Origin of the sequence: Nocardia sp. NPDC003269 (assembly GCF_042888005.1) — a bacterium.
Lineage (GTDB): Bacteria > Actinomycetota > Actinomycetes > Mycobacteriales > Mycobacteriaceae > Nocardia.
The window spans coordinates 1061109-1081836 of the sequence record NZ_JBIAPA010000003.1; the positions used below are offsets into that span (position 1 = coordinate 1061109).

General features: G+C 70.5%; 20 protein-coding genes and 1 pseudogene. 3 read left to right on the forward strand and 18 right to left on the reverse strand.

Annotation, left to right across the window (positions count from 1 at the left end; genetic code table 11):
• The first annotated feature begins 249 nt into the window (after positions 1-249).
• Positions 250-2274: an SDR family oxidoreductase gene (locus tag ACFYWJ_RS24890; protein ID WP_355284832.1), complete on the forward strand. Its 2025-nt coding sequence runs from the start codon at positions 250-252 to the stop codon at positions 2272-2274.
• A gap of 76 nt (positions 2275-2350) precedes the next feature.
• On the opposite strand, the gene ACFYWJ_RS24895 is transcribed toward ACFYWJ_RS24890, so the two are convergent.
• The 4 genes from ACFYWJ_RS24895 to ACFYWJ_RS24910 are packed head-to-tail and all read right to left on the reverse strand — an operon-like array spanning position 2351 to position 5113.
• Positions 2351-3535 carry an FAD-dependent oxidoreductase gene (locus ACFYWJ_RS24895; protein ID WP_355284830.1) on the reverse strand — a complete coding sequence of 395 codons (1185 nt, stop codon included), beginning with the start codon at positions 3533-3535 and terminating at the stop codon, positions 2351-2353.
• Positions 3532-3714: a rubredoxin gene (locus tag ACFYWJ_RS24900; RefSeq protein WP_019046747.1), complete on the reverse strand. Its 183-nt coding sequence runs from the start codon at positions 3712-3714 to the stop codon at positions 3532-3534. Before ACFYWJ_RS24900 ends, ACFYWJ_RS24895 begins: the two co-directional genes overlap by 4 nt.
• Positions 3711-3887 (reverse strand): rubredoxin, encoded by a 177-nt coding sequence (locus ACFYWJ_RS24905; RefSeq protein WP_355284827.1) that lies wholly within the window; start codon positions 3885-3887, stop codon positions 3711-3713. The genes ACFYWJ_RS24900 and ACFYWJ_RS24905 overlap by 4 nt, the downstream gene beginning before the upstream one ends.
• Positions 3887-5113, reverse strand: coding sequence for an alkane 1-monooxygenase (locus ACFYWJ_RS24910; protein WP_355284824.1), 1227 nt, complete (start codon positions 5111-5113; stop codon positions 3887-3889). The genes ACFYWJ_RS24905 and ACFYWJ_RS24910 overlap by 1 nt, the downstream gene beginning before the upstream one ends.
• A 142-nt stretch (positions 5114-5255) precedes the next feature.
• Here ACFYWJ_RS24910 and ACFYWJ_RS24915 point away from each other — a divergent pair, with 142 nt between their 5' ends.
• Complete coding sequence (locus tag ACFYWJ_RS24915) at positions 5256-5858, forward strand: TetR family transcriptional regulator (protein WP_355284821.1); 603 nt, start codon at positions 5256-5258, stop codon at positions 5856-5858.
• A 19-nt stretch (positions 5859-5877) separates the two neighbouring features.
• Here the strand turns inward: ACFYWJ_RS24915 and ACFYWJ_RS24920 are convergent, their stop codons facing one another.
• Together ACFYWJ_RS24920 and ACFYWJ_RS24925 are read right to left on the reverse strand one after the other, a co-directional pair.
• The gene (locus ACFYWJ_RS24920; protein ID WP_355284819.1) at positions 5878-6450 is read right to left on the reverse strand and encodes a cutinase family protein; all 573 of its coding nucleotides are present in this window, start codon (positions 6448-6450) and stop codon (positions 5878-5880) included.
• Between the two features lie 271 nt (positions 6451-6721).
• Positions 6722-6937 carry a hypothetical protein gene (locus tag ACFYWJ_RS24925; protein WP_218716198.1) on the reverse strand — a complete coding sequence of 72 codons (216 nt, stop codon included), beginning with the start codon at positions 6935-6937 and terminating at the stop codon, positions 6722-6724.
• 95 nt (positions 6938-7032) lie between these two features.
• On the opposite strand from ACFYWJ_RS24925, the gene ACFYWJ_RS24930 reads away from it, so the two are divergent.
• Positions 7033-8718 (forward strand): FAD-binding dehydrogenase, encoded by a 1686-nt coding sequence (locus tag ACFYWJ_RS24930; protein ID WP_355284816.1) that lies wholly within the window; start codon positions 7033-7035, stop codon positions 8716-8718.
• A gap of 7 nt (positions 8719-8725) precedes the next feature.
• On the opposite strand, the gene ACFYWJ_RS24935 is transcribed toward ACFYWJ_RS24930, so the two are convergent.
• The 12 genes and pseudogenes from ACFYWJ_RS24935 to ACFYWJ_RS24990 form a co-directional block, all read right to left on the reverse strand.
• On the reverse strand, positions 8726-9559 hold the full coding sequence (locus tag ACFYWJ_RS24935; protein WP_355284814.1) for an IclR family transcriptional regulator: 834 nt from the start codon (positions 9557-9559) through the stop codon (positions 8726-8728).
• Between the two features lie 104 nt (positions 9560-9663).
• Positions 9664-10512: an Mrp/NBP35 family ATP-binding protein gene (locus ACFYWJ_RS24940; RefSeq protein ID WP_355284811.1), complete on the reverse strand. Its 849-nt coding sequence runs from the start codon at positions 10510-10512 to the stop codon at positions 9664-9666.
• Positions 10509-11864: an FAD-dependent oxidoreductase gene (locus ACFYWJ_RS24945; RefSeq protein WP_387161750.1), complete on the reverse strand. Its 1356-nt coding sequence runs from the start codon at positions 11862-11864 to the stop codon at positions 10509-10511. The genes ACFYWJ_RS24940 and ACFYWJ_RS24945 overlap by 4 nt, the downstream gene beginning before the upstream one ends.
• Entirely contained in the window at positions 11861-12196 is a 336-nt protein-coding gene (gene fdxA, locus ACFYWJ_RS24950; protein ID WP_355282112.1) for a ferredoxin, read from the reverse strand. The genes ACFYWJ_RS24945 and fdxA overlap by 4 nt, the downstream gene beginning before the upstream one ends.
• Entirely contained in the window at positions 12193-12948 is a 756-nt protein-coding gene (locus tag ACFYWJ_RS24955) for an ABC transporter ATP-binding protein (RefSeq protein ID WP_355282109.1), read from the reverse strand. Before ACFYWJ_RS24955 ends, fdxA begins: the two co-directional genes overlap by 4 nt.
• The gene (locus ACFYWJ_RS24960) at positions 12945-13808 is read right to left on the reverse strand and encodes an ABC transporter permease (protein WP_355282106.1); all 864 of its coding nucleotides are present in this window, start codon (positions 13806-13808) and stop codon (positions 12945-12947) included. Before ACFYWJ_RS24960 ends, ACFYWJ_RS24955 begins: the two co-directional genes overlap by 4 nt.
• A gap of 29 nt (positions 13809-13837) precedes the next feature.
• Positions 13838-15259 (reverse strand): ABC transporter substrate-binding protein, encoded by a 1422-nt coding sequence (locus ACFYWJ_RS24965; protein WP_355282104.1) that lies wholly within the window; start codon positions 15257-15259, stop codon positions 13838-13840.
• Between the two features lie 19 nt (positions 15260-15278).
• Entirely contained in the window at positions 15279-15506 is a 228-nt protein-coding gene (locus ACFYWJ_RS24970) for a ferredoxin family protein (protein ID WP_355282102.1), read from the reverse strand.
• A pseudogene (locus ACFYWJ_RS24975) lies at positions 15506-18171 on the reverse strand (fumarate reductase/succinate dehydrogenase flavoprotein subunit). Before ACFYWJ_RS24975 ends, ACFYWJ_RS24970 begins: the two are co-directional and overlap by 1 nt.
• A gap of 5 nt (positions 18172-18176) precedes the next feature.
• Complete coding sequence (locus ACFYWJ_RS24980; protein WP_355282100.1) at positions 18177-18992, reverse strand: GntR family transcriptional regulator; 816 nt, start codon at positions 18990-18992, stop codon at positions 18177-18179.
• 66 nt (positions 18993-19058) lie between these two features.
• The gene (locus ACFYWJ_RS24985) at positions 19059-20042 is read right to left on the reverse strand and encodes a LysR substrate-binding domain-containing protein (RefSeq protein ID WP_355282098.1); all 984 of its coding nucleotides are present in this window, start codon (positions 20040-20042) and stop codon (positions 19059-19061) included.
• Positions 20043-20078: 36 nt separating this feature from the next.
• Positions 20079-20684, reverse strand: coding sequence for a YdcF family protein (locus ACFYWJ_RS24990; protein WP_355282095.1), 606 nt, complete (start codon positions 20682-20684; stop codon positions 20079-20081).
• Positions 20685-20728 lie beyond the last annotated feature (44 nt).

A 20728-nucleotide genomic window follows, 5' to 3' on the forward strand; every position in this document is an offset into this window, starting at 1 on the left:
TGAAATCAACTGTCACACACACCGTTTGACCTGCGACGATCGGTGACAATTCCCACACGGTGACCGGGCGCCACGAGCTTGCCCGGCTAGGTTACCGACGAGTACGGTTAGGGCCTGCCGGGACGACGATGTGCCCGGTTTCTCTCCAGCCACCTGCTGCTGGATATCGCACATTTGATGCCCGCATCCACCGCCGCATGCCGGATCACTGTTGCACGACACCGTGTTTCGAGAATTTCAGGAGGGGCGATGGTTTCCTACATCGTGACGGGCGGTACCGGGTTTCTCGGTCGGCGAGTGGTGCGGGGGCTGCTCGCCGCCGATCCCACGGCGATCGTGCACGTGCTGGTGCGTGCCGAGTCGCTGGCCAAGTTCACCGCGCTCACCGCGCAGCATCCCGACGGTGACCGGGTGTTCGCGCTGGTCGGCGACCTGACCGCCGAGGGCCTCGGCCTGGGCGACGAGCCGCCGCGCGCCGACCACGTGCTGCATCTGGGCGCGGTCTACGACATGACCGCCGACGAGGAGACCGCGCACGCGGCCAATGTCGCGGGCACCCGCTCGGTGATCGAGCTGGCGCGCCGGCTCGACGCCGTGCTGCATCACGTGTCCTCGGTGGCCGTGGCGGGCGATCACCGCGGCAAGTTCTTCGAGGAGGACTTCGATCTCGGCCAGAATCTGACCTCGCCGTACCACCGCACCAAGTTCGCGGCCGAGAAGCTGGTCCGCGAGGCCACCGATCTGCGCTGGCGGGTGTACCGCCCGGCCATCGTGGTCGGCGATTCGCGCACCGGCGAGATGGACAAGATCGACGGCCCCTACTACTTCTTCGCCGCGATCGACGCGCTGTCCGCGCTGCCCGCCGATCTGCCGCTGCCGCTGCCCGATCTGGGCGCGACCAACGTGGTTCCGGTCGACTACGTCGCCGAGGCGATGGTCCGGCTGGCGCGCAAGGACGGGCTCGACGGCCGCACGTTCCACCTGGTCAACCCGGAACCGCAGCCCTTCGGCGAGATCTACCGCGCCCTGGCCGGCGCCGCGGGCGGCCCGGTGGGAATCGGCACCGTCCCGGGCAGTGCCCGCGCGCTGGCCGGTCTCGGTCATGTGCCCGGCGCCCATGCCGTGCGCGACTTCCTGTTCGAGCAGGCGGGCATTCCGGCCGAGGTCGCCCCGCACGTCGGGTTCACCGCCGAGTTCGTCGCCGAGTCGACCCGGGCGCAGCTGCCCGGGCTGACGGTGCCCGCCTTCGACACCTACGCCCAGCGGCTGTGGGACTACTGGCGCGCGAACCTCGACCCGCAGCGCGGGCGGGTCCCGGCCGACGCCGATCGGCTCGCGGGCCGGATCGTGCTGATCACCGGCGCGTCCTCGGGCATCGGGCTGGCCACCGCGCACGCGGTCGCCCAGCGCGGCGCCACCGTGCTGATGGTGGCGCGCGGCGTCGAAGACCTCACCGCCGCAGCGGAATCCGTGCGGGCCGACGGCGGCACCGCGTTCGCCTACCCGTGCGACATCACCGACGCGGCCGCCGTCGACAGCCTGGTGCGGCAGCTGCTGAGCGAGCACGGCCATGTGGACTACCTGATCAACAACGCGGGCCGGTCGATCCGTCGCTCGGTGGCCAACTCGGTGGACCGCATGCACGACTTCGAGCGGACCATGGCGGTGAACTACTTCGGCGCCGTGCGGCTGATCCTGGCGCTGCTGCCGTCGATGCGCGAGCGGCACTTCGGCCACATCGTCAACATCTCCTCGATCGCGGTGCAGACCAAGGTTCCGCGCTTCGCCGCCTACGCCGCCAGCAAGTCGGCGCTGGACAACTTCAGCGATATCGCCGCCGTCGAGAACCGCGGCGACGGTGTCACTTTCACGTCCATCCGGATGCCGCTGGTGCGGACCCCGATGATCGCGCCCACCGATCTCTACCGGGCCCTGCCGCTGCCCGATCCCGAGCGGGCCGCCCGGATCGTGGTGCGTGCCATGCTGGAACGGCCCGACCGGATCGACACCCCGGTCGGCACCTTCTCGCAGGCCGTGGAGATGTTCCTGCCCTCGCTCAAGCGGACCATCATGCACACCGGTTTCCGTCTGTTCGGCGAATCCACTGCCGCCCAGGGCAAGCCGGTGCTGGCCGAGCCCGCGCCCGAGCCCGCCGAACCGGCCGAGCCCAGCCGCAACGCGCTCACCGTCCTGGCTCCGGTGCTCACCCCGCTGATGGTGATGCCGAGCCCGGCCGCCCGGGTGAGCCGGATGCTGCCCGGCGTGCACTGGTAGGCACCATGTGACGACACCGGGCCGCTTCCGAGATCACCTCGGGAGCGGCCCGGTGCGTGTGGCGACCGGTGTCCGATCAGTGCGCGGCGACCGGCTCCGCCGACTGCCACGGCTCCCCCGCCGCGATCAGCGGACGGATCGCCCGCAGCTCGCGGGGCCTGCGCAGGGCGACGGCGCCCACCGGCCGTCGATCGCGCAGGGCCACGGCGAGGAAGTCCTTGCCGTCGAGGTCACCGTCGACGATCAGCTCGTCGTGCGGATGCAGCCACCCGGCGAACTGCATCGAGACACCGTGCTGATCGGTCCAGCCCCACGGGACCTCCGCGGGCGTGGCCGGATGGCCGAGGATCGACAGCGCGGCGGCCGCACCGGCGGTCATCGCGGAGTTCCAGTGCTGGCCGCGTTCGAATTCGCCACGCAGCGGATGGAATCCGGTGGTGGCGTCGCCCGCGGCGAACACCCCCGCCGCCGAGGTGCGGTAGTGCTGGTCGATGACGATGCCGTCGTTGACGGCGATCCCGGCGGCCTCGGCCAGTGCCGTCTCCGGGACCGAACCGACGGCGACGAGCGCGGCGGCGGCCGACCAGGTGCGCCCGTCGGCGGCGGTGGCGGTGACGCCGTCACCGGCGTCGACCAGCTGGGTGGTCAGCGCGTCGTTCGCCACCACGACTCCGTGTTCCTCGTGGATCCGTCGCATCAGGTCCGACACCACCGCCGGCACCACCCGATCCATCAGCGCGGGACCGGCATTGAGCAGGGTCACCCGCGCGCCCAGGCCACGGACGGTGGCGGCGACCTCGCAGCCGATCAGCCCACCACCGATGATCAGCAGCGAGCCGCCCGCGGTGATCGCCGCCTGGAGCGCGGCGATGTCGGCGCGGGTGCGCAGCGTGTGCACCCGGGTCGACGCGGTGTCGATCGCCCGCGCGCGGGCGCCGGTGGCCAGCAGCAGGCTGTCGTAGCCGAGCACCTCGCCGGTGCCCAGGCGCACGGTCGCCCGGTCGGTGTCGACGGACTCCACGCCGAACGCGGGACGCAGATCGATCCGGTTGTCGACCCAGAACTTCACCGGCTTGAGCACCGCGCGATCGAACGAACCGGTGCCCGCCAGCAGTTCCTTCGATACCGCGGGCCTGCGATAGGGCAGGTCGGGCTCGTCGCCGACCAGGACGATCTCCCCCACGTAGCCCTCGCGCCGCAACGTCTGGGCCGCGGTGGCACCGGCGACGCCGGTGCCGACGATGACGATCCGGCCGCTCATCCGCGACTCACCTCGAGCATCTCGAAGTCGGCCTTGGCGGCGCCGCAGTCCGGGCACGACCAATCATCGGGGATGTCGTCCCAGCGGGTGCCCGGCTCGATGCCGTCCTCGGGCCAGCCCAGCGCCTCGTCGTATTCGAAACCGCATTGCACGCAACGGAACAGCTTGTAGTCGCTCATCGCGACACCTCCTCGCTCGGGGCGAAGTCGAGCTTCTCGCGGACCCCGCAGTCCGGGCAGCACCAGTCGTCGGGGATGGCCGACCAGGCGGTGCCCGCCGGGAAACCCTCGCGGGGCGCGCCGGCGCTCTCGTCGTAGCGGTAGTCGCAGACCGGACAGGTGTAGGCAGCCATCAGCGCGCTCCGTACTTCGCCAGGACCTTGTCCCGCTTCGCGGGCTGGATGTTCACCCGGGTGATGTCACCGTCGTAGTGCGCGAGCACGCGCGGGTCCATCACCTTGCGCCACAGCGGCGTCAGGTAGGCCAGGCCGATCAGGCTGGCGTAGCCGCTGGGCAGTTCGGGCGCGCCGTCCATGTGCCGCAGCGTCTGGTAGCGCCGGGTCGGGTTGGCGTGGTGATCGCTGTGCCGCTGCAGGTGGTACAGGAAGATGTTGGTGACGATGTGGTCGGAGTTCCAGCTGTGCTCGGGGGTGCAGCGCTCGTAGCGGCCCGAGGCGGTCTTCTGCCGGAGCAGGCCGTAGTGCTCGAGGTAGTTCACCGTCTCCAGCAGCGAGAAGCCGTACACGGCCTGGATCAGCAGGAACGGCAGGATCACCGGGCCGAACACCGCGACCAGCGCCACCCACAGCACCACCGTCATCAGCCAGGCGTTGAGCACGTCGTTGTGGATGCTGAACGGGCTCTTGCCGAGTCGTTCGAGGCGGGTGCGCTCGAGCTCCCAGGCCGAGACCAGGCTGCCCCACACACTGCGCGGCAGGAAGGTCCAGAACGACTCGCCGAAGCGGGCGCTGGCCGGGTCCTCCGGGGTGGACACCCGCACGTGGTGACCGCGATTGTGCTCGATGTAGAAGTGGCCGTACCCGGTCTGCGCGAGGGTGATCTTCGACAGCCAGCGCTCCAGCTCGTCCTTCTTGTGCCCGAGCTCGTGCGCGGTGTTGATGCCGATGCCACCCATCGCGCCGATGGTGAAGGCGAGGCCGATCTTGGACACCAGGCCCAGACCACCCTCGACGCCGAGCCAGGACAGGTTCTGCGCCGACCACAGGTAGCAGGCGAACACCAGGCTGACCAGCTGCAGCGGGATGTAGGCGTAGGTGCAGTACCGGTAGTACCTGTCGTTCTCCAGCCGCTCCATCATCTCCTCCGGCGGGTTCTTGCCGTCGGGGCCGAAGAAGCGATCCAGGATCGGCAGCAGCACGTAGACCAGCAGCGGCCCGAGCCACCACCAGACCGGCGCGACCGCGGTCCAGCCCAGCTGGTTGAACGTCCACACGAAGGCGACGGCCAGCAGTGTCGCGCTGGGCGCGATCAGGCCGAACAGCCAGAGGTACCGCTTGGGGTCACGCCAGTGCAGGACCGCCGTCGACCCTTCGTGGTCGTCGATACGAGATGTCGTCATTGTCATTCTCCTGATCGCCGAGACACAGGCTCGGTTGTTGCCGTCTTCGTTTACAACATAGCGCAATGTGTTCTCAGTGAATACACTGTTGGAGTGTTTGTCAATGAACGAGCAGATTCGATAGCACATGTACGATGATCGAGTGGCCGAATCGCCGAACTTCCACGCCGAGATGCGTCTGCTGTTGCGTGACCGCATGCTCGATGCCGCCCGCACGATGGTCGTCACCGAAGGGTGGGGCGCGGTCAACATGTCGCGCGTGGCCAAGGAGGTCGGCATCAGCAGGCCGGTCCTGTACAAGGAGATCGGCACCAAGCAGGCGCTGGCCGACGCGCTGATCGAGCGCGAACTGGGCGTCTATCTGGCCGGCATCGCCGAGACGCTGGCCGAGCATCCGACCGACCCCATCGCGGGCATGACCGCCGCCGCGGACTACGCGCTGCGCAACGCCGGGGACAACACCCTGATCAAGGCCGTGCTCGCGGCGCGAACCGACGGTGACACCGCCCTGCTGCCCGCGCTGATGAGCGACCCGGAGCCGGTCCTGGGCCGCGCGGTCGCCACGCTCACCGGGACCGTGCGCCAGTCCTACCGGCTCGACGAACTCTCCGACGACGAGCTGACCTCGTTCGTCGAGATCATGGTCCGGCTGACGCTGAGTCATCTGTTCCAGCCGACCGGCAGCGTCGACCGCGCGGTGGCGCAGATCGGCGCTGTCCTGGCCGGGGTACTGCCCGTCGCCTGACGACGACGGGCAGCGGGCCTCACAGCCGCGCGTTCACCTGACCGGTGGCGTTCGCGAAGGCCCAGCTGTAGGCGCCGTGCGCCGTGGGGAACACCCCGCCCGCGCACACGGGATCGCCCGCGGTGCAGTAGTTCGCGGTGCGATCGGCGTACAACGGCGCGACCGTGCCGCCGACGAGCCGCAGCGGGTCACCGAACAGCAGCACCGCCACCACGCGCGAGGACACCTCCGGGGGCAGCACCCACATCCCGGGCAGGATCATCATCGCCGGCGAACCGAGCACACCGTGCGCGACCGCCGCGCCCTGCGAGTAACCGACGAGCACGAACCGCTGATCGGGGCAGGCCGCGGCCTGGGCGAGCACATGCGTCGTCATCGCCCGGGTGCCGTCACTGACCGAGGAGGGCACCAGCAGATCCGCGGGGTATTCGACCCGGTGGGCGGTGGTGTCGACCGGTAGCTGCGCACTCAGCACCGCGTAGAGCGGATCGCCGACCACGGCGCCGAGATAGCCGGGTTCCTGTGTGCCACGGGCGACTACGACATCGAGCGTGGCGCAACTCTGCGCGAACGCCGTCAGTCCCGGTGACATCGCTGTCCCGATCCCCGCGGCCAGTAGCAACACCGACAGCACCCGGGCTGTCCGTCGTGCGACGTTACGAATTACCTTCCGATTGGTCATGGCACCCACCCACTCACGCCGTTGTGAGAAATAGAGATGAGCGATCACCGTCCACCACAACGGTATTCGGCGCGCTCAGGGGTGGGATACCCGCTGACCTGCATCGACTCGATCCGAAGTCGGCATCTCTTGCGCCACGGTCGGGTCTCGGATCATCCTGCGGCACAAGGCCGCAGGCGAATCAGTGCTTCTTCGGCTTTTTCTTCTTCTTGGGCTTGTCGTGGTCGGGCTCCCATTCGTAGCCGGGGACGCCGCGCTCGCAGTAGGAGTTCTCGACGAGGACATCGCCCTGGTCACGCTCGCACCACCGCTCCGACCGCGAGCAGGAGGTGGCGCCGAGACCGGCGAGCACCGTGAACACCAGCAGCGCGGCACCGGTACGGGTTCGGACTTTCATGGATTCCCAGACCTCTCTCGAACGAAACGCCGCTGGTCAGGGCATTTTCCAATACTTACCCCCGGCCACCGACGCACCAATGCTACGTTCCGTGGATGTCGAGCACAGTGTCAGAGCCCACCGACGACTTCACCCCCGACGCGATCGTCGTCGGCGCAGGCCTCGCCGGCCTGGTCGCCACGCACGAGCTGGTCCTGGCCGGCCGCAAGGTCCTGGTCGTCGAGCAGGAGAACCGCGCCAATCTCGGTGGCCAGGCATTCTGGTCGCTGGGCGGGTTGTTCTTCGTCGACAGCCCCGAGCAGCGCAGGCTCGGTATCAAGGATTCCTATGAACTGGCGCTGCAGGATTGGCTCGGCTCGGCCGGTTTCGACCGCGAGGACGAGGACCGGATGGCGCGGCAGTGGGCGCAGGCCTACGTCCGGTTCGCCACCGACGAGAAGCGGGATTACCTGCACGCCTTGGGCCTTCGGGTCACCCCGCTGGTCGGCTGGGCCGAGCGGGGCGGCGGGCTGGCCGACGGGCACGGCAACTCGGTCCCCCGGTTCCATCTCACCTGGGGCACCGGCCCCGAGGTGCTGCGCGTCTTCCTCGAGCCCGTGCTCGCCGGTGAGGCCCGCGGCCTGGTGCGCTTCGCGTTCCGGCACCGGGTCGACGAGCTGATCGTCGCCGACGGCGCCGTCACCGGAATCACGGGCAGCGTGCTGGCCCCGAGCGACACCGAGCGCGGAGTGGCCTCGAACCGGGACACGGTGGGCGAGTTCACCTTCCACGCGCCGGCGGTGCTGGTGAGTTCGGGCGGTATCGGGCACGCGCACGAGCTGATCCGCCGCAACTGGCCCACCGACCGGCTCGGCCCCTGCCCGGAGACGCTGATCTCCGGGGTGCCCGCCTATGTCGACGGCCGGATGCTCGGCATCTCCGAGCAGGCGGGCGCCGCGCTGGTGAACCGGGACCGGATGTGGCACTACACCGAGGGCATCAACAACTGGGACCCGGTCTGGCCCGATCACGCGATCCGGATCATTCCCGGCCCGTCGTCGATGTGGTTCGACGCCGACGGAATCCGTATGCCCGCACCGTGTTTCCCCGGTTTCGACACCAACGAGACCATGCGCCGGATCCTGTCGACCGGCCACGACTACTCCTGGTTCGTGCTCGATCAGACGATCATCGAGAAGGAATTCGCGCTCTCGGGCTCGGAGCAGAATCCTGACATCACCGGCAAGGATCTCAAGCTCACCCTGCGCAGCCGGGTCGCCAAGGGCGCGCCGGGACCGGTGGAGGCGTTCAAGCAGCACGGCGTGGACTTCGTGGTCGCGAACTCGCTGACCGAGCTCGTCGACGGGATGAACGCGATCGCCCGCGGACCGAAGCTGGACGCCGCCGTGCTGGAGCGCCAGATCGTCGCCAGGGACCGCGAGGTCACCAATCCGTACACCAAGGACGCGCAGGTGTCCGCGATCAACAACGCGCGCAAGTACTTCGGTGACAAGGCGGGGCGCGTGGTCAAGCCGCACCGGATTCTCGATCCGGCGCACGGTCCGCTCATCGCGGTGCGGCTGAACATCCTGACCCGCAAGACACTGGGCGGCTTGCAGACCGATCTGGACTCCCGGGTGCTGCGTCCGGACGGCGAGGTGTTCCCCGGGCTGTTCGCCGCCGGTGAGGTCGCCGGTTTCGGCGGTGGCGGCGTGCACGGCTACAACGCGCTCGAGGGCACGTTCCTCGGCGGGTGCATCTTCTCCGGCCGCGCGGCGGGCCGCGCGATGGCGCGGGGCTGAGACTCGGTCAGAGGGGGCGGCCGTGCCGGGGACCCAGGGCACGCGCCGCTTCCTTGGCCACCTCGGCCAGCGCGCGGGCGAGCCGCGCGGTGTCGAGGGCGCTGCGGTCGCCCTGCACCGTGCCCGACAACGAGATCGCGGCCAGCGCGACACCGCGGCCGCGGATCGGCACCGCGACGCAGCCGACGCCGGGCAGCGATTCCTCGGAGTCGACGGCCACACCCTGCCGATTGCGGATCCGGGCCAGTTCCCGGTGCAGTTCGGCGCGATCGATGATGGTCCGGGCGGTGCGCGGCGTGGTGACCCCGCGCAGCGAGGCCTCCGCGATGCCCGGTTCGAGCGTGGCCAGCAGCGCCTTGCCGACCGCCGTACAGTGCGCGGGCAACCGCCCGCCGACGCGGGTGGGGATGGCGACCTGGCTGCGACCGCCTGCCCGGTCCAGGAACAGCACCTCGCGCCCGTCGAGCACGGCGAGATGCCCGATCAGGCCGGTGCGCTGGCTCAGGTCGTAGAGCAGCGGGCCGACGACCTCGCGCAGCTCGTTGTGCTCGGCGGCCAGCCCACCCAGTTCCAGCACGCGCAGCCCGAGGCGGTAGCCGCCGGGAGTGTGCGCGAGCCAGCGCAGCCGGATCATCTGGTCGAGGATGCGGTGCACCGTGGAGCGCGGTAGTCCGGTGCGCTCGGCCAGGCCGAGCAGCGTGAGCGTGGGGGTGGTCGCGTCGAACGCGTCGAGGATCAGCGTCATCCGCTCGATCATCGACGTCGGCGGCGCACCGGCGGCCCGGCCCGATCCGGTCCACAGGTCCTCCGGCGCCGGCTCGGTCACGATCTCGACCGTCATTGATCCAACCTCCACAGTGTGTAGCGGATACAGACTAGAGCCGTCCGTGTCGCTTACGCACCATTTCGCTGTACCGAGCGGTTCATCGGGGTCTCGGCCCGCGGTCAGCCGGAGTGGAGCGAGCGGGCGGCGGCCAGGGTCGCGGCGATCTCGGCGACCGCGCGGGCAGCCGCGGACTCCGGGGCCGTGTGGGTGAACGGGGCGCCGTCGTCACCCGCCGCGCACACGCCGGGATCGAACGGGATCCGGCCGAGCACGGGACAGTAGGTGTCGAGGAGTCCGCTCAGCGCCCGGCTGACGGCGGTGGCACCGCCCGCGCCGAACAGGGTGTGCCTGGTGCCGTCGGGGGTGTCGTACCAGGACATGTTCTCGATGATGCCCGCGACCCGCTGCCCGGTCTTGGCGGCGACGGCCCCCGCCCGCTCGGCGATCCGGGCCGCGGTGCGCTGGGGCGTGGTGACGACCAGGAGTTGCGCGGCGGGCAGCAGCTGGGCGAGGGAGATGGCGATGTCACCGGTGCCGGGCGGCATATCGATCAGCAGGACGTCGAGCTCGCCCCAGTCGACGTCGTGCACCAACTGCCGCAGCGCGTGATGCAGCATCGGGCCCCGCCACACGATCGGCGCGTTGTCCTCGGCGAACATCCCGACCGAGAGCACCCGGAGACCGAAGACGGTGGGTGGCACCATCCTTCGCTCCACCAGCGTCGGTCCGGTGGTGATGCCGAGCATGGCGGGGATGGAGTGCCCGTGCACATCCGCGTCCATGAGGCCGACGCGCAGGCCGCGCCGGGCGAGGGCGACCGCCAGATTCACGGTGACACTGGACTTTCCGACGCCGCCCTTCCCGGAGACGACGCAGTACACCGTCGTCGGGGAGTCCGGGGCGGTGAGGGCGGTGGTGCCCGGTCCCGCGGTCGGAGAATTGAGCAAGCGCATGGGTGTGCCCTTCATCGGCCGAGGCTGGCGCGCAGCATCTCCGCGCGTTCGACGACTTTGACCCGCTCCCGGCCCTCGGGCACGCCCAGCGCGCGTTCGTGCGCGTCGAGGCGGTACCAGCCGGTCCACGTGGTGAACGGAATGCCCGCGCCGGTGAGGAATTCGAGAACGGCGCCGGGCTCGGGACGGGCGGGTCGAGCCAGGCCGGGCCGGTCGTCGAGCAGGCAGGCGACGGTCTCGTTGGCGTCGCCCTTGGTGTGGCCGATGAGGCCGACCGGGCCGCGCTTGATCCAGCCGGTCACGTACACACCGGGCAGCGGTCCCCCGTCGGCGAGCACCCGGCCCGCCGTGTGGGGAACGGTGCCGGTGTCCTCGTCGAACGGGATGTCGGCCACCTCGCCGGAGCGGTAGCCGACGGCGCGGTAGATGGCCTGCACGTCCCACTGCTTGAACTCGCCGGTGCCCTTGACGTTGCCGGTGCCGTCGAGCTGGGTGCGCTCGGTCTTCAGGCCGACGACCTTGCCGTCCTCACCGATGACCTCGGCCGGGGACTCGAAGAAGTGCAGGAACAGCTTGTGCGGGCGGTTGCCCTGATCGCGGATCGCCCACTGCTCGAGAGTGTTGGCGACCATGTCGACCTGCTTGGAGTTACGGCGCGCGGCCTCGGAGCCCTCGTCGTAGTCGATGTCCTCCGGGTCGACGATGACCTCGATCGTCGGCGAGTGGTCGAGCTCGCGCAGCTCGAGCGGGGTGAACTTGGCCTGGGCGGGACCACGACGGCCGAAGACATGGACCTCGACGGCCTTGTTGGCCTTCAGACCCTTGTAGACGTTCGGCGGGATCTCCGTCGGCAGCAGTTCGTCACCGGTCTTGGCCAGCACACGGGCCACGTCGAGGGCGACGTTGCCGACACCGAGCACGGCGACCTTCTCCGCCTCCAGCGGCCACGAACGCGGCACGTCGGGGTGCCCGTCGTACCAGGACACGAAGTCCGCGGCACCGTAGGAGCCGTCGAGGTCGATGCCCGGGATGGGCAGGGCGCGGTCGGCGTTGGCGCCGGTGGAGAAGATGACCGCGTCGTAGAACTGACGCAGGTCGTCGAGGGTGATGTCGGTGCCGTAGTCGATGTTGCCGAGCAGGCGCACCTGGTCCTTGTCGAGGACCTTGTGCAGGGCGGTGATGATGCCCTTGATGCGCGGGTGGTCGGGCGCGACGCCGTAGCGGATCAGGCCGAAGGGCGCGGGCATGCGCTCGTAGAGGTCGATGCTGACATCGGCATCGGACTTCATCAATGCGTCGGCGGCGTAGATACCGGCCGGTCCCGCCCCGATGATCGCCACGCGCAGTGGATGACGCGCGGCCGTCACTTCCGGTACTCCGCGACGAAGGGCGTGTCCACGCCGAGATCACCCACCGCGGCGGCGCTGCCCGGCGATCCGAGCGCGGCGTCGCGTCCGGGCAGCGGCAGGTCGAAGAAGGCGGCGTTCGCCGCGACGAAGCCCTCCTGTCCCGCCGGGACGTCCTCGGCGAGCGAGATCGCCTCGACCGGGCAGACCGGCTCGCACGCACCGCAGTCCACGCACTCGGTGGGATGGATGTAGGCCATCCGGTCACCGGTGTAGATGCAGTCGACCGGGCATTCCTCCACGCAGGCGCGGTCGAGCACGTCCACGCAGGCGGCTCCGACGACGAAGCTCATGGCTGTAGTTCCTTCTCGTTCGGCTCGCCGAGCGCGGCGAGGATCTCATAACGCAGACGGGCGAATTCGGGCTCGAATCGCGCGCCCGGCGCGCGGGGCGCGTCGATCTCGATCACCCGCTGGATGCGGGCAGGGCGCGGGGTGAGCAGCACGATGCGGTCGGCCAGCAGCAGCGCCTCGTCGACGTCGTGGGTGACGAACAGGACCGTGGTCCGCCGTTGCTGCCACACCGAGATGAGCAGGCGCTGCATGTCGGCGCGGGTCTGCGCGTCCAGCGCGCCGAACGGTTCGTCCATCAGCAGCACCCGCGGTCGGGCCGCCAGCGTCCGCGCCAATTGCACCCGCTGGCGCATGCCGCCCGACAGCGCGCCGGGCAGGTGATCACCGAAGTCGGTGAGCCCCACCAGGTTCAGCAGTTCCTGCGCCTCGCCGCGGCGGTCCCGGCGGGCGACGCCGCGCAGCTTCAGCGCGAATTCGACATTGCGCCGGGCGGTGCGCCACGGCAGCAGCGCGTCCTCCTGGAACACCATTGAGCAGTGCTGTGCCGCGGGCCCGCCGTCGACCGAGACCGTGCCGCCGACCGGTGGCAGCAGACCGGCCATCGCGCGCAGCACCGTGGATTTGCCGCAGCCCGAGGGACCGAGCAGGACGACGATCTGTCCGGCCTCGATGTCGAGATCCACTTCGGCAGCGAGGCTCGCACCGTAGGCGATGCGCAGGCCGGCCAGCCGCACCGCGGCGCCGGCGCTCATCGCTGCGCCCTCGGCAGCCACCGGTTCACCCGGCGCCCCGCCAGTTCCACCAGCCAGGCGGTGAACCAGCCGAGCAGCCCGATGGTGAGCATGCCGACGATCACGCCGGGATAGTCCAGCAGGCCGTAGGACTGCCAGGTGAAATAGCCGATCCCGAACTGCCCCGAGATCATCTCGGCGCTGATCACGCAGATCCAGGCCACGCCCATCGCGACGGACAGGCCGGAGAAGATGCCGGGCAGCGCGCCGGGCAGCGCGATCTGGAAGAGGATGTCGCGCCGGCGCGCGCCGAGGGTGTGCGCCGCCTCCTCCCACACCCGGGGCAGCGCGTGCATGGCGTGGATGGTGCTCACCGCCACCGGGAAGAAGGCGGCGAAGAAGGTGATGAACACGATGCCCTGCTCGCCGGTCGGGAACAGCAGGATCGCCAGCGGCACCAGCGCGATCGCGGGGATCGGGCGGAAGACCTCGAGCACCGGCCGGATCAGGGCGCTGACGACGGCCGAGCGGCCGACCGCCATCCCGATCAGGACACCGGACACCGTCGCCAGGCCGAAGCCGACCAGGATGCGCCGGGTGCTGGAGACGATGTCGCGGTAGTAGCTCGCCGCGCCCAGCTGGGTGCGGAACGACTCGAAGACCGCGGCGGGCGTGGGGATCTTGTCGAAGCGCAGCCACAGCACCACCTGATAGGTGGTGAGCAGATGCCACGCGAGCAGCAGCGCCAGCAGCGGGACGGCGGTCAGGACGGTCCTGCGCGCCCGGCGCGGAATCGTGAAGCGGGTGGGTGACTCCGCGCGGGGCACGGCGGTGTCGGGTGCCGCGACCGGAGCGGCGAGGGGTTCTGCGGAAACGGTCATGGTGAGCCTCCTGGTCTCACGTGACGGAACTAGCGGGACTTCAGTGCTGCCTGGTAATCGATGACCGTGGCGCCCGGATGCGCGGCGGCGTACTGCTGCGCGTCGGCGCGAATCGCGAACGGCAGCAACCGATCGTCGGGTCCGGCGCCGGGATCGCTGACCCAGGTCGCGGTCGCGGCGAACAGTCTGGTCCCGGTGCCGTGGTCGGGAACGTAGGCGGCGCGTACGGTGCCGCCCGTGGTCGCGATCTGCCGCAGCAGGCAGGTCGGGGTCCGGGCGACCGACGTCGTCGCCGGATCGGCGAACCAGGCTTCCGAGGCGGTCGCGAGTCCGTCGACCACTCCCCCGCACACGCTGTCGGTGCCGGTCAGCGGCGACGGCGCGGTCACCGAGTCCCGTGCGGTCTCGTAACCGGCGCCGTAGACCGCCCGCACATACCGGTCGTCGACGAAGTCGCCGAGGTTCAGGTCGGACAGCGCGCCCAGGCTCTTCAGGAACGGCAGCAGGGTGCCGAGCGCGTCGACCTGCCGTGGCTTGATCGTCGGGTCGAAACTCACCAGGCCGTTCGGGCCGTTGTAGAGGTAGACGACTTCGGCGGGCAGACCGGTGATCTCGGCGACCCGCTGCGCGGCCTCGAGCGGCTGCTGGTTGAGGTAGTCGGTGGTCTTGCGCTGGGCGGTGAGGAACGCGGTGACGACATCGGGGTGCCGGGTCCCGAACCGCTCGTTGGCCACGACAGCGTGGAAGGTCGGGATGCCCGCGCTGCCGCCGTCGTAGAGCAGCCGGGCCTTGCCGTCGTGCACGAGTTTCTGTGGCCACGGCACGAACTGGGCCAGCGCGGCGACCTGATCGCCCTGTAGCGCCGAGGCGCCGACGGCGGGGTCCTGGCCGAGCAGCTTCACGTCGTCGAGGGTCATCCCCGCCGCCGACAGCCCGGTCGCCAGCATGCCGTGCGCGGCCGAACCGACACTGGTCGACACGATCTGCCCGCGCAGATCGGCCAGGGTGGCCGCGGGCGAATCGAGCGGGACGACGATCTGGTTGAGCGAACCGCGCAGGTTGTAGCCGGTGACCGCGATCAGCTCCGACTTCACATCCGCGTGATCACGGGTCTTGGAGCCGTTCACCAGGATCGGCGCGTCGCCCATCGAGCCGATGTCGACCTGTCCGGCCAGCATCTGCGCGGTCAGCGGCGGACCCGCGGCGAAGTCCTTCCACTCCACCCGGTAGGTCAGGCCGGTGGTCTTGCCCAGTGCCGCGAGTTCGGCCTCGAAGGTGCCGCGGTCGCGGAGCAGGGTGCCCGCGGTGACGGTGTTGATGGTCTTGGACTGGTAGCCGATGTTCACGGTGACGGTCTTGCCGTCGTCACCGGCGCCGCAGCCGGTGGCCAGGGTAGCGACCGCGGCGGCACCGAGCAGCAGCGCGGTCAGGCGTAAGCAGGCAGAGCTCATGGGTCGATCCGTTCTTCTTCTAGCGCAACAGGAACGGGATGTTGACGGTGACGGCGCCGACCGGGCAGCGCGCGGCGCACGGCCCGCAGTACCAGCACTCGTCGACGTGCATGTAGGCCTTGCCCGATTCCGGATGAATGGCGAGGGAATCGAGCGGGCACATGTCGACGCACAGCGTGCAGCCGTCGATACAGGTGGCCTCGTCGACCGAGACGGGGACATCGAGACGGGCATTGACCAGGGCCATCAGAGTTCCTTTCCAGAGTTGGCGATACCGATGCGGGCGAAGGCGCGGACGTCGGCGTCCGGGTCGTCGAGTGCCCGCTGCAACGCCGTGGTGATGTCACGGCGTTCGGCGATCCGTTCGGCCAGTGCGCGCACCGCCGCCTTACGGACATCGAGATTGGGGTCGGAGACGGCCGACAGCAGTGGGGCCGCCGCCAGCTCGGGATCGGCCGCGGCCAGCGCGACCGCCGCGCCCTGCCGGACCTGCCAGGCCGGATCCGTCATCGCCGCGGTGGCGACGGCGGCGGCCTGGTCGTCGCACCCGGTGCCGGCCAGGCTCGCCAGCGCGGCGGCCCGGACCAGCGGTTCCGGGTCGCCGGCCAGGGCCAGCAGCGTGACGGCGCCGCGCGGATCACCGACGGCGGCAAGCCCTTTCGCGACGCCGATCCGGACGTTCAGGTCCTCGTCGGCCGCCGCGGCCGCGAGTTCGTCGATGGCGTCGACCGAGGTGAGTCCGCCGACGACGGTGCGCCGCACGGTCGCGTTGGGGTCGGCCAGCCACCCGAGCAGGTCCCCGGCGCTCGCCCTGCGGTGCCGCCACAGCGCCTCGATCGCGGCCGAGCGCACCGCCGGTTCCGGCGCGGCGACGCAGTCCCGCAGGGCCGCATCGAATTCCGGTCCGGGGACCAGCACCTCGAGCAGTTCGGTGAGCAGCCCGATCGCGGTGTGCCGGACGTCGACGTCGGCATCGGCGAGGGCGCCGGCGATGATCGGCGCCGCCGCGGCCCAGTCCTCGGTGGTCTCGCTGAGCACCGACAGGGCCGTGCGCCGGACCTCGGGATCGGGGTCGGCGAGGTACGGGGTGAGGTCGTCGAGTTCCGGGCACTCGTCGGCCAGGTCGAGCAGGGTCAGCAGGCGCGCGCTCATCGGGCACCCCACGCGCCGACGAGGTCGGGCGCGGCGACATCGGCGACGCCGTCGGGCCGGACGAAACCGGGGACCGGCACGATGTACGGGGCGACCGGGCGGGTGCGGAACTCCATCGACCCGCTCGCGCCGCGATAGAGATTGAGGTGGCAGAACCATTCCGCGTCGTCGCGGGCGGGCCAGTCGGCGCGCTGATGGTAGAGCCCCCACCGGCTTTCGGTCCGGCGCAGGGAGGCGCGGGCCGCCATCTCGGCGCAGTCGCGGATGAAGCTCACCTCGGCACAGCGCATCAGTTCGTGCGGTGTCTGCCCGCCCATGGCGGCGATCTCGGCGTGCATCCGCTCGAAGGCGGCGACGCCGAGCGCGAGGTAGGACTGCGCTTTCGGCGGTTGCAGGTAGTCGTTGACGAAGCGGCGCAGCTTGTATTCCACCTGCGGCTGCGGCGGGCCGTCGGGATTGCCCAGCGGGCGGTAGATGAGGTCGTGGGCGGCCTCGATCTGGTCGGCGGGCAGTTCCGGATGCGTCGCGCCGCGGGCGAAGGCGCTCGCGTGCTCGCCGGCGATGTCGCCGTAGACGAAGGCGCCGATCATGTAGTTGTGCGGCACCAGCGCCATGTCACCGGCGGCGTACAGGCCGGGGACGGTCGTCGCGGCGTGCTCGTCGACCCAGACTCCCGACGCCGAATGCCCACTGCACAAACCGATCTCGGAGATGTGCATCTCGATGTCGCCGGTGCGGTAGTCGGTGCCGCGGCCCTCGTGGAAGGTGCCGCGGGTGGGCCGCTCGGTGGTGTGCAGGATGCCTTCGATCTCGCGGATCGTGGCGTCGGGCAGATGGCTCAGCTTGAGGTAGATGGGCCCGCGCGCGCTGTCGAGTTCGCGTTTGACCTCGGCCATCATCTGCCCGGACCAGTAGTCGCAGTCGACGAAACGATTGCCCTCGGAGTTGACCTGGTAGCCGCCGAACGGGTTCGCGACGTAGGCGCAGGCGGGTCCGTTGTAGTCCTTGATCAGCGGATTGATCTGGAAGCATTCGATGCCCGACAGTTCGGCGCCCGCGTGGTAGGCCATCGCGTAGCCGTCGCCTGCGTTGGTGGGGTTCTCGTAGGTGCCGTAGAGGTAGCCCGAGGCGGGCAGCCCGAGGCGGCCACACGCGCCCGCGGCGAGGATCACCGCGCCCGCCGAGATGGTGACGAATTCCCCGGTGCGCGTGTCGAATCCGACCGCGCCGACCGCGCGGCCGTCGACGGTGAGCACCCGTACCGGCATCACCCGGTTGGAGATCGTCACCTTGGCGCGCACGTCGCGGGCCCGCAGGGTGCGGTAGAGCACCTTCTTCACATCCCGGCCCTCGGGCATCGGCAGCACGTACGAGCCGGATCGGTGCACCTTGCGCACCGCGTATTCGCCGTGTTCGTCCTTCTCGAACTTGACGCCGTATCCCTCGAGGCGCTGCACCATCTCGAAACCGCGCGTGGCCGTCTCGTAGACGGTGCGCTGGTTGACGATGCCGTCGTTGGCGACGGTGATGTCGGCGACGTAGTCCTCCGGGCTGGCCTTGCCGGGCACCACGGCGTTGTTCACGCCGTCCATGCCCATGGCGAGCGCGCCGGAGTGCCGCACGTGCGCCTTCTCCAGCAGCAGCACGTTCGCGCCGTGCCGGGCCGCGGTGAGCGCGGCCATCGTTCCCGCGGTGCCGCCGCCGACGATCAGAACGTCGCAGACGAGCTCGCGCCGGTCGGTGAGCGATGGGATCTGCATGAGGATCAACCCCTTTCGTGGGAATCGCGGGTGACGGTGCGTCGCGGGGTCACCGGGACGCGGTCCAGCCGCCCGGACAGGGAGAACCGGTCACCGCGATAGCGGATGTATTCGAGATCGACGGGCCTGCCGGAATCGGTGGAGGTGAGTCGCTCCAGGAACAGCAGCGGGGAGCCCGCCCGGACTTCCAGCAGCCCGGCGACCGTCGGATCGGCGGCGACCGCCTCGATCGCGACCGCGGCCGAGCCCAGCGGCAGCCCGAGCTCGGCTTCGAGCAGGCCGAACACGTCACAGCCGGTGAGGTCCTTATCGAGCAGTGGGATGCCGATGTCGGCGGTCAGGTAGCTGGCGTCCAGCGACAGCGGGGCGCCGTCGAGGTAGCGCACCCGTTCCAGCGCGACGACCGGGTCGCCCGCCTCCAGTTCGAGCCGTTCGGCGACCAGCGGCGTGGCGGGCACGACCTCGGCGAGCAGGACCCGGTTCACCACCCGGTCGCTGCGGGTCTCGAAGGTCTCGGCCAGGCCGCGCAGGCGGTCCAGGCCCTGCACCGCCTTCTCGGCGACGACGAACGTGCCCGCGCCCGGCACCCGGTCGATCAGGCCTTCGTCGCGGAGCAGGGTGAGCGCGTCGCGGACGATATTGCGGCTGGTGGCGAAGTCGGCGGCGAGCTGGGCCTCGGCGGGCAGCGGCCGGGTGCCGTAGACGCCGCTGCGGATGCGGGCGCGCAGGACGTCACGGATGCGACGGGCCGGTGCGCTGCGGCGGCCCGCGCCCGGATCGGGCGGCCGGGGCCGGGCCGAGGAAAAGGGAGTGGCTGTCATGCGGCACATGCTCCGAACGCCGCGTTACGGCGGACGTTTCGGGCAATTACCGGACAGTTACGCCAGTTAGCGCTGCGGCTCCACGCCCTCTACCTGCGGCGATGCACCCTCGTTCGGAAGTCCCACCACCGGCGAGCGGGCGATCTCGAGTTGCGCGGCACGGTCGACGAGCAGTTCGCCGGGCCCCGAGGGCGGCGTGGTGCGGCGCCAGATGGCTCGGAATTTGCGGGTCAGCCGGGCGGCGTCGGCGCACGGCACCGCCACCAGCGCGCCGGTCGCCAGATCGGGCGCGGCGATCAGCCGGCTCAGGACGGCGGGGGCCATGCCGGTGCGGGCCGCCGCCACGATGGCGGCGGCCGAGCCGAGTTCGGCGGCCGGGCCCGCGGGCGTCGCGGCGGTGCTGAGCAGGTCCCAGACGGTGTCGCGGGTGCCAGACCCGGGTTCACGCCACAGCAGGGCGGTGCCGGCGAGTTCGGCGAGCGCGACCGGGGTGGTCCGGCGCGCCCAGGGGTGGTCGGGCGCGACCACGACGACCAGGTCGTCGGTGCCGAGCACGCGGCTGCCGAGCCCGGCGGGCGGATGCGGGCCCTCCACGAAGCCCAGATCGGCGACGCCGTCGCGCACGAGCGCGGCGACCTGGGTCGAGTTCTCCACCTCCAGCGAGATCAGCACCTCGGGATGGTCGGTGCGCAGCGCGGCCAGCCAGTGCGGAATACGGTGGTCGGCAATCGTTTTCGAGGCCGCGATGCGCAACCGTGGCGCGGCCGCGGCGCGCAGACGGTCGACGTCGTCGACGAGATCGCGCACCGCGGCGAGCACGATCCGCGCGTGCTCGACCACGGCGTGGCCCGCGTCGGTCAGCGCGGAGCCGGTGGGGCCGCGGTCGAGCAGCTTGACCCGCATCCGCCGTTCCAGGGCGCGGATCCGCATGCTGGCGGCGGGCTGGCTGATGCCGTGGCGGCGGGCGGCCGCGCCCAGACTGCCCAGCTCGGCCACCGACACGAGGAGGTCGAGGACCTCCAGGTCGGGGGTTCCGGGTGGCAGGGTCATGCGCCGATTATGGGCGACGCGCGCGGGCGCGCCGCATCAGGCACTCTCGTCGTCGTGTTCGGCCCGGTATCGGCCGCGCAGATTCCGAATCACCCCGTAGAGCGCGACCACCGGTTTCAGCGGCATCCATTCACCGAAGCGGTACTCCCCGCTCCGCACCAGCCGTACGGCCAGTTCCGGGCTCTGCTCCCAGAGATAGTCGCGCCCGGTCGCGGCGTGCGTGGGCAGGGAGACGATCTTGATCCGGTCGGCGTCCTTCAGGAACGGAATCGCGAAAGCGATGTTCTCCCAGGTGGATCGGCTCGACTCCTCGAGCACCAGGTCACCGCGATAGCCCCGTTCCCCCGTGGCGTAGTCGGCCATCAGCGCCGCCTCGGAGACCGGTCCCGCGCACGCACCGCCACACAGGACCAGCCGGGATTCGGTGGCCGTCGGGTCGATCGAGCGCAGGCCCGCGCGCACCCGCCACCGGTTCATCGCGTTGGCCCGCGGCCCCGCGTCCCGATAGCCGAGCACCACGACCGCCTCGGCCCCGGGGCCCGCCGAGCCGACGCGCCCGCGGGAGGCGCGCCAGTTCGCCCACTCGCCCCACAGCATCACTGCGATTGCGGCGGTCAGCGCGAGCCGGGTTCGTGTCCGCACTCTTCCAGGAAACCACACCCGCCCATAAGTCAGGCTTATGTGCA